This window comes from Beduini massiliensis (assembly GCF_000829905.1).
Lineage (GTDB): Bacteria > Bacillota_I > Bacilli_A > Erysipelotrichales > Coprobacillaceae > Beduini > Beduini massiliensis.
Genome location: NZ_CDPP01000004.1, coordinates 182,133 through 196,399 on the forward strand (window position 1 = coordinate 182,133; position 14,267 = coordinate 196,399).

The window sequence follows — 14,267 nt, forward strand, 5'->3', positions numbered from 1 at the left end:
CTACCTATAACTCTTCCTGAACGTTTTGGATACGACCGCTTACAATAGTAAGATTACCGTTTCTGCAACGCAATTCATCTAAAAACTCTTTTTCTTTTTGAACTTCTTTTAATATGATCACATAACGCAATTCATACATGCTTCCTAAATGGGTTGTCTTTACTCGTTCTAATTCTGCTTTTATCGTATAACGTTCAAATAAGTCGTTGAATATCTCTGTATAATCTAAATTTTCCGGAATCGTGATATGCAAATCACGCTTCGCCGGATCAATTCGAATAAAAGATGATTTACCTAAAATAAGAATAATGAGAGATACAACCACTGCTATTACAATAGCAAAACCGATATATCCCATTCCGGTTGCCAAACCGATTGCCATTGCAAAAAAGATAAAACAAATATCTTTGGAGCTTCCCGGTAGAGAACGGAAACGAACAAGTCCAAAAGTTCCTAATACAGCTACACTGGTTCCTAAATTGCCATTGACCATCATGATTACCATTTGTACAAGTGTAGGTAATACGACTAAAGTCATCACAAATTGTCGTGAATACATCTCATCAAATTTATATACATAAGCAATCAACACCCCAATAATAAGAGAGGTGATCGTACAGATTGCCATTATTCCCAGGGTCAGTGACACTGATCCGTTTAAAATACTATCAAACACACACGTATGCCTCCTTTAAAAATAAACTTTTATAAACATTATTGTATTTTGAAAATGATGCCGGATAAATACCCAATTTATTTAATGCTTGAATCAGCCAAGTCGGATAAGCATCAACTGTTTTAATTTCCAACAGATATCTTTGTTCATTAAACAATAATTGCCCATCATCTCCATATTCTAAAAACAAGTCTTTCTGTCGACTGCGAATATTCTCATCAAATGTCATTCGCAATTCCGGTTCATCAATTCCATAGTATGCACATCTTTCATAAGCAAGATAAATTTTAGGATATGGATGATAAAATTGAATAAAATACTGAATTTCTTTTTCAATCTGATCTTTTATTGGGCATTTTCCTTGTATGAACATCTCTACTTCATCAAGTGTCAAACTAATACGACGTTTATAAACAATACCTTTATATTTCTTTTTCATCTCTAAAAATACGAGACTATTAATTTGTGGTACACCATAGCTTCGCAGTCTCAATTTCTCCTTATATATTGGTTTTTGAAAATTACTGCGTGCCAATTCATCATGGTCATTATCAAAATACAAATTGCAGATCGTATGTTTTCCATATTGATCCAGTTGGATATGATCTTTAATTTCGTTCATTAATAAATGATACATTTCTTCATCTAATACATATTTTTTTTCTACACGAGCAAATACCATCGTATGATCCATTGATTTCCTCCTTTACATAGATGTATTGTATAAAAAAGAAAACTTTAAAATATGGGAAGGATATGTAAAATTTATATTTTGGTTTCGGTTATTTAGAAAAAAAGAAATATAAAAGCACACATATTTTTTGATGTGTGCTTTATCTATTATTAGGAGATAACAGGGTTCAGCCAGTGTTTTTTAAATTCTTCTGCGGCAACGGGACGGCTGATTAAATATCCCTGTCCAACATCACAATTTAATTCTCTTAAAAACTTTAATTGTTTCCTTGTTTCAATGCCTTCAGTAACGACAATCATCCCCATATCATGTGCCATTTCAATGACTTTTTCTAAAATGACATATGATCGATGGTTCACTTCACTGCCGTCTAACAGGCTCTTATCGATTTTCAGAATATCTGCCGATACGACACTTAGCAAACTTAGTGAAGCATATCCGGTGCCAAAATCATCGATGGCAAGCTGAAAGCCCATTTGATGAAGCTGACTGGCTAATGTCAGCATTCTCTCATTTTCCTCCACAAAGGCAGATTCCGTCAATTCAAACGTAATAAAGCAATGGGGAATCGCATACTTATCGACAATATGACAGAAACGTTCCAAATAATTTGCTTCTCCAATATGCATTCGCGACTGATTGATACTGATCGGCTGAATTTCCATGCCGACATCCATCCAACGGCGCAATGTCTGACATAGTTTTTCCAGCATATGGAAATCAAATTCACAAATAAACCCATGTTGTTCAAATAACGGAATGAATTCATTTGGCATAATCATTTCACCGTTTTCCATAATCCATCTTGTCAGCGCTTCACCGGCAACCGTCTTTCCGCTTTCAATATCAAACTGTGGCTGAATAAACAGCTTAAATTCATCTTTTTCAAAAGCAATCATTGCCTGTTCTAAGATGAAATTATTGTGATACTGCTGTTCCATCATTTCTTCTTGATAATAAAGAATATTTTTTTCACGCTGTGTTTCATCAATCTGATTGAGTGCAATTAACGCTTTATCCAGCATCGCTGGAATGCTTTCCATTGAATTCTTAGGAATCAGATAAACCCCAATCAACAATTGGACTTCTGAAAACAATTTTCTTTTCATTCTTTTATCAATCAAATCATCATTGAGCTGATATAAACGTTGATTTAAGGACTCGCGGTCTTTAAATTGATAAAGGATCGCAAAGGTATCTTTTTCAATTCTTCCGCAAGTCTCTTCCGGATTACATGTTTGTTTCATATTCTTCGCAATATTTTCAAGCAGACGATCTCCATTACTGTAGCCATAGCGCTGATTGATATAGCGGAAGTTCTGCACCTTAAACTTGATTAAGGCATAATTTTGCGCAGGATGTTCATGTCTTAATTTGGCAACGGTATTACAAAAACCATTTCTGTTTTGGATATGCGTCACACTATCGGTAGTAGCCGCTAATTTTACCCGTTCATCCATGACTTGATAAGCTGCTTTCGCATTCTCAACATTAAAATAATATTCACTCTGAATTTGCTCCGGAATCGAATGATGCACATGAAAAATTTTCCATTCTTCCTCTTCTTTGCCCCAAACAACAGAAAGACGTACTGATACAGGGGGTAAGTCAGACGCATGAATATTGAAAGTCGCCCAAACAATCCCCGTTTGATCATTGATCTTAACAACGTGATACTGTTCATCAGACAATTTATATTCCCCTTTGTATACGTCACATTCTTTATTGAAGAAATGTAAGATATCATTTTTATGATGATATATTTCATTTTCTAATGTCCCAATCCATGAAATCCGTTTAGAAATAAAAGAGGTAAGCAATGCATACTCATGAGTAACAAAATATAACCCCACAACCTTTCTGGTCAATGCAATCCATTGTTCTTCTACATCTGCCATTCAACTGCCTCCTTTAATACTGCTTGATATTATCATTTTATCTGGCAGTAACTATCTTTATTTTAGGCGTTTTAAATTTAACTTTCAAGGTGTTTACGTATAATTGCAATCTTCTACTTAATATCTGCAAATAAAAAAAGCCCTAACTAGGCTTCGTTGTCTTCTAATCCGCATAATTCCAAGATATAAGACCATGCTTTCTCCATTCCTATTTTCTTTAAACTAGAGAAACGGACAAAGTAATCCTCTTCATGAAAACCAAGGGTTTCCTTGATTAATTTTTCATTCTTTTTTAGATCATTGCGTTTTACTTTGTCTTCTTTTGTCGCTACCACGATAACCGGAATATTATAATATTTAACATATTCGTACATAGTAATATCGTCACGTGTTGGTTTATGGCGAAGATCTACCAATAAAATCATACATTTCAGAGTTTTACGATTATTTAAGTAAGTCTCGATGATTTCACCAAACTGTTCTTTAATTTTATTGTTTACTTTGGCATATCCGTATCCGGGAACATCGACAAAGTACAAACTGTCATTCACATTAAAGAAATTCAAAGTTCGGGTTTTTCCAGGGGTTCCCGATACTTTCGCTAATCCATTTCGCGATAGCATCGTATTGATAAAACTGGATTTTCCAACATTGCTTCGCCCCGCTAAGCACACTTCCGGCACACTTTCTTCTGGCCATTGTGACTGCCAGGCAGCACTTAATATATATTCTGCTTTTATTACTTTCATCTTTTCACCTGCTTTGCTAAGAAAAATAAGGTAGCTTTACACTACCTTATTATACTAATGCATTTTCTAATACTGTGTCAATATTATCCGCTAAAACGATTTCCAATTCATCTCTGACAACTTGTGGAATATCTTCGATATCTTTTTGATTATCGTTAGGGATAATGATTTTCTTAATACCTGAACGGTGCGCTGAGATTGATTTCTCTTTTAATCCGCCGATTGGCAGTACATTACCGCGTAATGTGATTTCACCTGTCATAGCAACATCGCTTCTTACCGGTTTATTCGTAAAGGCAGAATAAATCGCCGTCGTTAACGTTACACCGGCACTTGGACCGTCTTTTTTGATTGCTCCTTCAGGAACATGAATATGAATATCTTGTTTTTCAAAGATTTCAGGATCGATTCCATAACGTTCTACATTTGCTTTAATATAGCTGAATGCGATCGATGCAGATTCTTTCATGACATCTCCTAACTGACCGGTGATGATAAGTTTACCTGTTCCTTTGAAATGGTTCACTTCAATTGGCAGGATATCTCCTCCGTATTGAGTATAAGCTAATCCTGTTACTACACCGATTTGTGCTTCTTTTAATTTCTTTGTATGATCGAAAATCTTTTTACCAAGATAATCCTCGATATCTTTTTCATCGATATAAACAGACTCTACTTTTTCTTTCAAGATTTTTACGTCTACTTTACGACAAATTTTCGCAATCAGTCTTTCTAACTGACGCACACCGGCTTCTCTTGTGTAGTGACGAATGATACACATCACGGCTTCATCAGAGAATGCCAACTGATCTAATTTTAAACCATGTGCTACTAATTCCTTAGGAATTAAGTGTTCTTTGGCAATAACTTCTTTTTCTTGTTCTGTGTAAGAAGATAATTCAATGATTTCCAAACGATCTCTTAACGGTCCCGGAATCGTGTCTAAACTATTCGCAGTCGCAATAAACAGAACTTTTGATAAGTCATAAGCCTCTTCTAAATAATTGTCTGAAAATTGAGAATTTTGTTCAGGGTCCAATACTTCCAACATTGCGCTTGAAGGATCTCCCTTATAGTCTCTTGACATTTTATCAATTTCATCTAATAAGAAGACAGGGTTCACGACACCGGCTTTTTTCATTCCTTGAATGATACGTCCCGGCATAGCACCTAAGTAAGTACGACGATGTCCTCTTACTTCTGATTCATCTGTCACCCCACCTAATGAAGCTTTCACGAACTTACGTCCTAAAGCACGAGCAATCGATTTTCCTAAGCTGGTTTTCCCAACTCCCGGTGGTCCGTATAAACAGATGATCGGTGCTTTTAATGACTGTGTCATTTGCTTTACGGCTAATTGTTCTAAAATACGTTCTTTTACTTTTTCCAAGCCGTAATGATCTTCATTTAAGACTTTCTCAACAGCTTCTAAATCCTCGTTGTCCTGTGTTTCCTGATACCATGGAGTCTTCAATAACCAATCTAAATAGTTACGTACAACATTGGCTTCAGAAGATGCCGGCGGCATCATTTCAAAACGTTTTAATTCTTCTTCCGCTTTATCTTTAACGTATTGCGGATAAGGGTTCTTTTCAATCATTTCACGAATTGAATCCGCATCATCCACTTTATTTGTCGTATCGCCTAATTCATCTTTAATCGCTCTGATCTTTTCACGTAAATAATATTCACGCTGATTTTCATCAATGCTATCTCTTACTTTCTTATTAATGCTTTGTTCAATTTCATTGATCATCTTTTCAGATTCCATTTCATTGATGACAAGCATTAAACGATCATTTACATTTAATGTTTCCAATAATTTCTGCTTATTTTCCAATTTCATTGGTAAATAATGAGCAATAGAATCAGATAGGAATCCAGCAGATACCCCCGCTGTTAAACTATTTAATACATCACGTGGCATTCCCACCATTTGATTTCCGGCATTTTCCAAAGAAGAAGCGATTCTTCTTACTAAAGCTACTTCTTCATTTTCATCACCATGTTCGTCCATCAAAACTTCTACTTTTGCATATAAGCATTCATTTTTAGTTTCCAGTGAAAGAATGTTGACACGTTTTTCACCTTCAACCGTTAATTTAATAACCCCACTGTTATCTCGTCTAATTTTCTTTTGGATTTTACAAAGTGTTCCGACATGATAAACAGCCTCATATCCAGGATCTTCATCCAAAGGATTGATCTGTGAAACAAAGACGATATTTTTATCGTATAAATTGTTTCCATCATTGATCGCATTTAAACTCTTTGGTCTTCCGACGTCTAATGACAAGCGATTTCCAGGAAATACCAGCATTCCTCTTGTACAGATGACCGGTAACTCTAATACCACTTTATCTTCATTTGACATAACGTACACCTCCTTAAGTGTTTAAAATAAGACGCTTGAAGCGTCTTAATTATTCGCCCTTAATGACCTTAATGGCTTTTCTATTTAAGATGTCGCTTGCGATAGCTCCCATTTGTCCAGCAAATACAGTTTTCACTTCTTCAACATCTTTACCATAATAGTTTGCAATATTTTCTAATTCCTGATTCATTTCTTCTTCAGTTACTTCTAATTTTTCAGCTTTAACGATTTCAGCTAATACTAAGTTTAACTTCACTCTGCTTTCAGCTTGTTCTTTGATTTCTTCTTTGATATCTTCTGTTGTTTTTCCAGTAATCGCTTTGAATGTTTCAAAGTCTAATCCTTGTTGTTGTAAATTACCCATGATTTCCTGCAACATTTGCTGCATTTCTTGTTCAACCATGACTTCCGGTACATCCACTGTTGCGTTTTCAACTACTTGTTTGAATAAAGCTTCGCTGTATTCATTTTCAGCTTTTGTTGTTTTTTGAGATTTTAACTGAGCCTTTACGTGAGCTTCTAAATCTTTTAAAGTTTCTACTTTTTCAATGTTTGTATCTTTTGCCAGTTCATCATCTAATTCAGGTAAGATTTTTCTTTTGATTTCATGAACAGTTACTTTAAATACTACTTCTTTTCCAGCTAATTCTGGTGCTTGATATTCTTCTGGGAATGTCACGGTAATATCTTTTGTTTCATTAGTGTTCATTCCGATTACTTGTTCTTCAAATCCAGGAATGAATGATCCTGAACCGATTTCCAATGGATGACTTTCACCTTTTCCACCTTCAAATGCAACACCGTCTAAGAAACCTTCGAAATCGATCACAGCTGTATCACCGTTTTCTACTGTTCCTTCTTCTTTTGTTTCAAGCACTGCAAATTCGTTTCTTAAAGTTTCTAATTCTGCTTGAATTTCTTTTTGAGTGACTCTGACAGCCGCTTTTTTGATGTCTAAATCTTTATATTGTCCTAAAGTTACTTCAGGTTTAACTGTCACTTTGAATTTAACGGCACATTTTTCTTCATCGATGCTGTCAACGCTTAATTCTGGCTGAGCGATAGGTTCTACATTATTTTCTTGCAATAATGCAGCATATTCTTTTGATAAAATAATTTCTAATGCTTCCTGCAGCATTGTTGCTGTTGGGATTCTTTTCTTAATTAAAGCAGCAGGTGCTTTACCAGGTCTAAATCCATCTAATTTAACGTTTTTGGCTAATTTATTGAAAGCTTCTTCTTGTGCTTTTTTCCATTCAGCACCAGTGAATTCAGCTGTTAATTCCCCAACGCTACCTTCTAATTTTGTCCAATTACTTTTCATTTTATAATTCCTCCAATTTCAATCGTACCTTATTATACATGATAATTAGGCATATATCAAACAATTTATACCGTGATTTGCTTCAATATTTGAATTTTATCTAATATTTCCTGACTTTCAACTCCATAGTTGTAACTTAGCTCTTCAAGATCCAATTCGATGTATTGAAGCGTCGCCAAATAATAGTGAATAGCGGCAGCAATCAAGGCAAATTCTTCTTCATCAATATAGCGTGGGAACTGATCATACATAAAATAATTCAAGAATTCCAAGCATACTAATAATAAAGATGGATTATCACTTTCAAGATGGTTGATCAGCTGATCACCGATTTCACTGTAAGCTTCACTTTCGTCTGTTCTGCTTAAATAAGATGGATTAATCTCGTAACGTTGACCATGCTTCCATATTTCTAATTCCTCATCCACCTGCTGATCAATCAGTATTTCAATAATCAGCGACTTCGCTAATGAAGGGGAGTCGGGATTAAGCAGAAACGGACGAATACAATAAAGCAGCGCACGAATATTCATGGACTGCATCTGATCGATGGCCATATAAAGCAGATCCTCATTCGTAAAATTAGTTAAAACACGTTCAATTTCTTCTTCCTTAAAGATTGTGGTCTTTGTTTCAAGCATTGCATTCGCTTCCTGCTTTGAAAGAAGCAATTCATCATAAGCAGCATTAAATAATGTTTCATATTGATAAGGAATATATGGCATGGAAAGTTCTTCTACCACAATGTCAATGGCTTCTTCATATTCTTCAAGTTCTTTTAATACTGACAGATAGATGGATACAACATCATAATAGGTATCTCCTGCAATCGCCTTGGCAACCTTGCCTTCCTCTTTCGCTCGCTGCAGTTCTTTTAGTCCAAATAAACAGACCAGCCGCAAATAACGTGTTCTTTCATCCTCAATATCATGCAGCAAATTTAAAGCCTCGCTGTATTCACCGGCTTCAATATATTCTTCTACCATATCCTCACCTCCATTCTAGCACTCATAACACACAAGTGCTAACTATTACGCTACGATTATATCATATCTTAAAATTAAATCAATCATTTTGTTCTATTGTTTATGAATATCTTCTTGTTCCCACTTTTAAAAGCGAATATACTGTAAAAAAGGAGGTTTATATCATGACCAATATTTTACATATGGAAAGTATATCGAATGAAGAATGGTGCTTTGCCACTTTTAAGAACTACATTCATCCTACCGATAAGGTATTGATTATTCCATTTTCTTTCCATCAAGATGAGGTCCATTCGCAAAAGGATTTCGATGCGTTGTATCATCCTGATTTTGGAAAATACTATGCTTCGATTATGAACGGGTTTCACCACTATGGCATCCCTGCTTCACAAATTTACTGGATGAATTATTTCAGTGCAAAAGATAAAGCCGATGCCAAACAGCTCGTCCGCAATGCGGATATCATTTATTTTACCGGCGGTCTGCCTGACCAACTAAAAGAACGTTTAATTGAATTTGATTTAGTCAACTCTTTAGAACAATTCAATGGTCTGATCATGGACTTTAGTGCGGGCGCGATGATTCAGCTTCATCGTGTTCACATGACACCCGATGAGGACTATGATCATTATTTTTATATGAACGGTTTAAATATTCTGCACGGTTTTGATATCGAATGTCACTTTGAAAACACATCGCTTCAGCAAACCGCCATTCAACAAGCGATAAATGATTATCATTTACCGGTTTACGCTATCGGTGATAAAGGTGCCATTATCGTAGAAAACGGTCAGCTCACTTGTATCGGCGATGTTCACCTATTTTTATAAGAGAGAGGTCACTATGAAGTGACCTCTTTAATGTTAACGGGAATGATAAATTCTGGCAATCCCAGATAACCGGGAGCAATCTGATATTTTGGAAAGGTCACTACTACTTGTCCATCCTTATTAATATAATAGGACTGATCGGAAGAAATCGTCAGCTTATTGATTTCATCCATAAAATAAAGATCACTTCCATTTTCTTTATTCTGTAAATCAATCTGCTTAACCACTTCATCTTTTACAATCGTAGCATAATCTTTACCTAACCAATGTTCGATCTTGTAATCCTCACCGGTTTTCAAATCAATCGTATGATACATTTTCTCCTGAAAAGAGGAAGCCATGATTTCTAAAAAATCAATACTAAAAGAAACCAGTGCATCACTCACATAATAATCACTTAAATTCAGGCTGATTTCAGTATGAATCTGGTGATTTTCCTGATAGATTCCTTTTAATTCCTGCTCCTGTTTAGTCAAAATATCTTCAATTGACTGATCGATCAAAGCATTGATTCTCTTCTCTACTTCTTTGTTTTCCACATGTTCAATATGCTTAATCACCACATTGATTTCTGCTCCGTAAAGATGGTAAGTATCATTGCTGACCGTCACAAACTGTACATTGCCTTTCATGATTTCTTCTTGTGGAGTGGCTGCATGAATCCCAGCAGACTGCCATAATAAAGATATCATAAGCATACTTGCCAAAAGCACATCTCTTATTTTTTTCATGTGTGCCTCCTTTCATTATCATCTCCCATTCTTAGTATGGTAAATAACTTAACTTAAAGCACAACAATTTAAAAATTAAGCATCTCTTTTCTATTTTTAATATACGCATCATTTTATATTTGAAACCTCTCTTTTCAAACAGATGTTTTTTATTTTATAAGATCGCGTGTCTTGATCTTATGTAAACTCTTTAAATCATGTGAAAAAATTAATAAAATTTAATCAATATAAAAATATTTTATTAAAACTCATAAAAACAAATCAAATAATTTGTTTTTTTACAAAAGTTAACTTGACCTAACTTTTAGAGTATGATATACTTCGTAATTGTAAGTTAGCTTTAACTAACAATATAGAGGAGGATGTTATGAAGAAGATCGCAATTTATGGAAAAGGCGGTATCGGGAAATCTACAACAACGTCAAATGTTACAGCGGCGCTTGTAGAAATGGGGTTAAAAGTGATGCAGATCGGCTGTGATCCGAAAGCTGATTCTACTAAAAACTTAATGCGCGGAAAACGCATTCCAACTGTATTAGATCAGATTCGAGAAAAAGGAGATGAACTAAAGGTAGAGGACATTGTTTTTGAAGGCTATCATGGTGCTTTGTGTGTGGAATCAGGAGGTCCTACTCCGGGTGTCGGCTGTGCCGGGCGCGGGATTATCACCGCTTTTGAAAAACTGGAAGAACTCGATGCCTTTGAGATTTATCAGCCGGATGTTGTTCTTTACGATGTTCTTGGGGATGTTGTCTGCGGGGGATTTGCAATGCCGATTCGTGGTGGTTATGCTGAGGATGTCTATATTGTTTCCAGCGGAGAAATGATGAGTCTTTATGCTGCAACCAATATCGCTTCTGCCATTGATACCTTTAAGGAACGCGGCTATGCTCGTTTAAAAGGATTGATCCTAAACTGCAAAAACATTGAAAATGAACGCGAGATCGTTGAACAGGCGGGTCAGGAAATCGGCACTGAAATCATTGCTGAAATTCCTCGCTGTCAGGATATTCAGGTGGCAGAAAATCAGGGATGTACGATTTTTGAAGCGCTGAAAGATTCAGCGATGAAAGAAGCATACAGTAATTTAGCACAATACATGATGAAAGCTTAAAGAGGAAAGGAAAGAAAAATGAAAAATTTAATAAAGAAGTTAACGGCTTGTCTATTAGTCGGAATACTTGCTGCCGGGTGCAGTGCCAATACTAAAAAAGAGGATAATAAAAATGGCGGATCGAACACTCAGGGAGTAACACTGGCCTATTCAAAAGAAGCGCAGGAAAAATATGGGCTTCCGGAAACCTTTGAATTAGAAAAAACACCGGAACGCCTTGTTGTAATGACATTAGGTCCAACTGAAATCCTACATAATCTAGGAGTAGAAATGATTGCGGTGCCCGATATTTTAGATGAAAGCTCTGACTGGGCAAAAGAATTAAAAGCAGAACGTTTGCCTTTTACAGCTAAAACATTGGATACAGAAAGTGTCTTAGCTTTAGAACCAGATATGATCATCATGTCCGCTTCAAAAAAAGAAGCTTATGGAAATTTTTTTGAAGAAAAAGGCATTGCCGTTTACTATACAGTCACTAATACTATGGATTCAGGTGCCATTGATGAAGTAAAAGCACAAGTGGAATTATATGGAAACGGATTCCATAGAGATGCAGAAGTAAAAACTTTAATGAGTCGTTTTGATCAATTAGAAGCAGATATTGAACAATGGAAAAAAGATAATGCCGATTTACAGGGACAAAAAATGATGATTCTTTTAGAAGCACCGTTTACCTATACCAATACAAGCAAAACCTCTTTAGGCAATATGATGGAGTCTTTAGGATTTGTCAATATGGCAGATACTATTGAAGGTTTAGAATCGGTGATGGGTACACAGACACTGCAAATCAGCACTGAAGTGATTGTCGAACAAAATCCGCCGATGATTATTACTCAGCCATCAGGAGCCGGAGCAGGAATCTCAATTACTACGGAAACTTATAAAAACAATCATGAAAAAGAATTTACTGATAATTCTGCTGTGTGGTCTAAGATTGATGCAGTGAAAAACAATAAAATCTTATATCTAGGGACAGATGTCTTCCCCGGAACAACAGGACTTGGAATCTTTACTTGCTATAAATATTTAATGGAAGCCTTACCAAAGTTATAGGAGAACGATATGAAAGGAAGTCAAGATCATATTAGTGTTTTACGTAAAAGTACTGTCATTATCACATGTTTTGTTCTACTAGGGATATTAGCCTTAATTGCGTTAAGAATCGGAAGTGTCTCTTACACAAATTCTCAGATCATTGAATCTTTGTTTGATACAAACAGTACGGTTCATACGGTTATTATTAATCTTCGTCTTCCGAGAGTTATCCTTGCAGTATTTGTAGGAATGTGTTTAGCCGCCTCTGGTACGCTTTTACAAGCTGTCATGCAAAATCCATTGGCAGACCCCGGTATTATCGGGGTTTCCAGCGGAGCCAGTGTTGTCGCTACCATCGTTTTTTTAGTCACCCCCTCATTATTAGGGGCATTACCGTTATTAGCCTTTGTGGGGGCTGCCGGAGCCTGCTGTTTAATCTATGTCATGGCATGGAAGCGCGGCGTTGATCCGGTACGTATCATATTAGCCGGAACTGCTATCAATACAATGCTGGGCGGTGTTTCTTCATTTTTAACGCTTTTAAATTCAGATAATCTGCAAGGCGTATTATCATGGATGAACGGGAGCCTCTCTGCAAAGTCTTGGAGTCAGACAAATGTGCTGATTATTTATGGCACGATCGGGTTAGTCTTAGCGTTATTCTGCATTAAAGCTGCCAATGCTTTACAGCTTGGTGACGATATGGCAAAAAATTTAGGTCTGCGCGTCAATTTAATGCGTGTTATTTTATCCGCAGTAGCCGCATTTCTTGCTGCTTCTACCGTTGCCGTTGCAGGAATGATCGGTTTTGTCGGTTTGATTGTTCCCCATATCGCTCGTCTCTTAATGGGCTCTAATCATAAATCGATGCTACCCGGAAGTATGCTGATGGGAGCAATTGTCGTGTTATTTGCAGATACCGTAGGAAGAACGATCGTTTCCCCCATGGAAATTCCTTTGGGAATTGTCATGTCAGTATTAGGCGGACCTTTCTTCTTATATTTACTTCGCCGTGGACGTAAGGAGTGTTAAAGATGGAAACAATGAAAAAAGAAAAAGATTTACAGGTGGAACATCTTCGTGCCGGTTATGATGACTGTGTTATCATCGAGGACATGGATATTTGTCTGAAACGGCATGAGATTACCACGTTGATTGGACCTAATGGATGCGGGAAATCAACCGCTTTAAAAACCATTACGCGTATTTTACGCAAGTTAGGCGGAAACATTTTATTAGAAGGAAAAAACATTCAAAAAATGCCGACAAAAGAATTGGCAAAAAAGATTTCTGTTCTTTCACAATCTCAGTTTACCCCTGCCGATATCACGGTAGAAGAACTAGTTGCTTACGGACGTATTCCTTGGCAAAAATGGTATGAAACAGAAGGCACAGAAGATAAAGACGTCGTGGACTGGGCATTGCAGGCGGCTGCCATTGATCATATGCGTAAACGCCGTGTTTCCAGTTTATCCGGCGGTGAACGCCAGCGTGCTTGGATTGCTACTGCGCTAGCTCAAAAACCGGAATTCCTGTTTCTTGATGAGCCAACCACCTATTTAGATATTGCTCATCAAATTGAGATTATGGAGCTGGTTAAAGAATTAAATCATAAATTTAAAATTGGCATTGTCATGGTTCTGCATGATATTGAACAAGCTATGGAAGTCAGTGATCAGATCATTGTCTTAAAAGACGGTAAAAAAGTAGCCCATGGCACACCACTTGAGATTATCACTGAACAGATGATCCAAGATGTATATCATGTTTCTTGTCAAATCATTTATTTAGAAAACCAGTCTAAGCCAGTGATCGCCTATCATAGTTTAACGAATAGAAAAGTGAGGATATAG

The 14,267-nt window shown here is 36.4% G+C and carries 13 protein-coding genes; 5 read left to right on the forward strand and 8 right to left on the reverse strand.

Annotated features, from left to right (window positions below):
- Positions 1 to 4 precede the first annotated feature (4 nt).
- From BN1225_RS04715 to BN1225_RS04745, 7 genes are all read right to left on the reverse strand, one after another.
- A complete protein-coding gene (locus tag BN1225_RS04715; protein ID WP_041138651.1) occupies positions 5 to 676 on the reverse strand; it encodes a DUF4956 domain-containing protein in 672 nt (223 codons plus the stop codon).
- On the reverse strand, positions 669 to 1,370 hold the full coding sequence (locus BN1225_RS04720; RefSeq protein ID WP_041138652.1) for a polyphosphate polymerase domain-containing protein: 702 nt from the start codon (positions 1,368 to 1,370) through the stop codon (positions 669 to 671). The genes BN1225_RS04715 and BN1225_RS04720 overlap by 8 nt, the downstream gene beginning before the upstream one ends.
- Positions 1,371 to 1,519: 149 nt before the next feature.
- Positions 1,520 to 3,268 carry an EAL domain-containing protein gene (locus tag BN1225_RS04725; protein WP_052466347.1) on the reverse strand — a complete coding sequence of 583 codons (1,749 nt, stop codon included), beginning with the start codon at positions 3,266 to 3,268 and terminating at the stop codon, positions 1,520 to 1,522.
- Between the two features lie 146 nt (positions 3,269 to 3,414).
- Positions 3,415 to 4,017, reverse strand: a complete 603-nt coding sequence (yihA, locus tag BN1225_RS04730) for a ribosome biogenesis GTP-binding protein YihA/YsxC (RefSeq protein ID WP_041138653.1) — start codon at positions 4,015 to 4,017, stop codon at positions 3,415 to 3,417.
- 49 nt (positions 4,018 to 4,066) lie between these two features.
- Positions 4,067 to 6,391, reverse strand: coding sequence for an endopeptidase La (gene lon / locus BN1225_RS04735; protein WP_041138654.1), 2,325 nt, complete (start codon positions 6,389 to 6,391; stop codon positions 4,067 to 4,069).
- Positions 6,392 to 6,440: 49 nt separating this feature from the next.
- Complete coding sequence (gene tig, locus BN1225_RS04740; protein WP_041138655.1) at positions 6,441 to 7,715, reverse strand: trigger factor; 1,275 nt, start codon at positions 7,713 to 7,715, stop codon at positions 6,441 to 6,443.
- A gap of 65 nt (positions 7,716 to 7,780) precedes the next feature.
- The gene (locus BN1225_RS04745) at positions 7,781 to 8,701 is read right to left on the reverse strand and encodes a DUF3196 family protein (RefSeq protein ID WP_041138656.1); all 921 of its coding nucleotides are present in this window, start codon (positions 8,699 to 8,701) and stop codon (positions 7,781 to 7,783) included.
- Between the two features lie 164 nt (positions 8,702 to 8,865).
- On the opposite strand from BN1225_RS04745, the gene BN1225_RS04750 reads away from it, so the two are divergent.
- Positions 8,866 to 9,531, forward strand: coding sequence for a Type 1 glutamine amidotransferase-like domain-containing protein (locus BN1225_RS04750; protein WP_041138657.1), 666 nt, complete (start codon positions 8,866 to 8,868; stop codon positions 9,529 to 9,531).
- An 11-nt stretch (positions 9,532 to 9,542) separates the two neighbouring features.
- Here the strand turns inward: BN1225_RS04750 and BN1225_RS04755 are convergent, their stop codons facing one another.
- The gene (locus BN1225_RS04755; protein WP_052466349.1) at positions 9,543 to 10,262 is read right to left on the reverse strand and encodes a DUF3298 domain-containing protein; all 720 of its coding nucleotides are present in this window, start codon (positions 10,260 to 10,262) and stop codon (positions 9,543 to 9,545) included.
- Positions 10,263 to 10,629: 367 nt separating this feature from the next.
- Here BN1225_RS04755 and BN1225_RS04760 point away from each other — a divergent pair, with 367 nt between their 5' ends.
- From BN1225_RS04760 to BN1225_RS04775, 4 genes are read left to right on the forward strand one after another with little or no spacing between them, the layout of a single operon-like run.
- Positions 10,630 to 11,376 carry a nucleotide-binding protein gene (locus BN1225_RS04760; RefSeq protein ID WP_041138658.1) on the forward strand — a complete coding sequence of 249 codons (747 nt, stop codon included), beginning with the start codon at positions 10,630 to 10,632 and terminating at the stop codon, positions 11,374 to 11,376.
- Between the two features lie 18 nt (positions 11,377 to 11,394).
- Entirely contained in the window at positions 11,395 to 12,432 is a 1,038-nt protein-coding gene (locus tag BN1225_RS04765) for an ABC transporter substrate-binding protein (RefSeq protein ID WP_041138659.1), read from the forward strand.
- A 9-nt stretch (positions 12,433 to 12,441) separates the two neighbouring features.
- The gene (locus BN1225_RS04770; protein WP_074434801.1) at positions 12,442 to 13,446 is read left to right on the forward strand and encodes a FecCD family ABC transporter permease; all 1,005 of its coding nucleotides are present in this window, start codon (positions 12,442 to 12,444) and stop codon (positions 13,444 to 13,446) included.
- A 2-nt stretch (positions 13,447 to 13,448) separates the two neighbouring features.
- Entirely contained in the window at positions 13,449 to 14,267 is an 819-nt protein-coding gene (locus BN1225_RS04775; protein WP_041138660.1) for an ABC transporter ATP-binding protein, read from the forward strand.